Source organism: Caballeronia sp. INML1, from assembly GCF_023631085.1.
Taxonomy (GTDB): domain Bacteria; phylum Pseudomonadota; class Gammaproteobacteria; order Burkholderiales; family Burkholderiaceae; genus Caballeronia; species Caballeronia turbans.
Genome location: NZ_JALQDT010000070.1, coordinates 1 through 793, shown reverse-complemented (window position 1 = coordinate 793; position 793 = coordinate 1). Strand labels below are relative to the sequence as shown.

The 793-nt window shown below is 66.7% G+C and carries 1 protein-coding gene; it reads left to right on the top strand.

What is annotated here, in order from left to right:
* On the top strand, positions 1-793 hold a 793-nt coding region (locus NCR38_RS28975), incomplete at both ends, for an aldehyde dehydrogenase family protein (RefSeq protein WP_250478037.1).

Below are 793 nucleotides of genomic sequence, written 5' to 3'. Positions count from 1 at the left end.
CAGCGTCTGCTCGAAGCGTATCTCGCGCGTTACGACGAGATGGCCCAAGTCATCTCGCGCGAGATCGGCGCGCCGGCGAAGCTCGCGCACGCCTGGCAAGCCGGGCTCGGCAAGCGGCATATCGAGGAAACGCTGCGCACGGTCGAGCACTTCCCGTGGCAACGCAAGAAGGGCACGACGCTGATCAATCACGAACCGGTGGGCGTGGCCGCGCTCATTACGCCGTGGAACTGGCCGATCAATCAGATCGTGTGCAAGGTCGCGCCCGCGCTCGCGGCGGGCTGCACGGTGGTGCTGAAGCCCAGCGAAGTGTCGCCGATGAACGCGGTGCTGTTCGCGGAAATCATGCATGCGGCAGGCGTGCCCAAAGGCGTGTTCAATCTCGTGAACGGCGACGGCCCGAGCGTCGGCGCGGCGCTGAGCGCGCATCCCGATGTCGATATGGTGTCGTTCACCGGATCGACGCGCGCGGGCATCGAGATCGCGAAACTCGCCGCGCCGACCGTGAAGCGCGTGCATCAGGAGCTGGGCGGCAAGTCGGCGAACATTCTGCTCGACGATGTCGATCTCGAAGCCGCCGTTACCGCGGGCGTGAACGCATGCTTCAGCAACAGCGGTCAATCGTGCAATGCGCCGACGCGCATGCTCGTGCCCGCATCGCGGCATGACGAGGCAGTCGGGATCGCCTTGCGTGCGGCCGGCAAGCATCGCGTGGGACCGGCCGGCGATCCGGCGACGACGATGGGCCCCGTGGTCAGCGATGTCCAGTTCGGGCGTGTGCAGCGGCTGATCG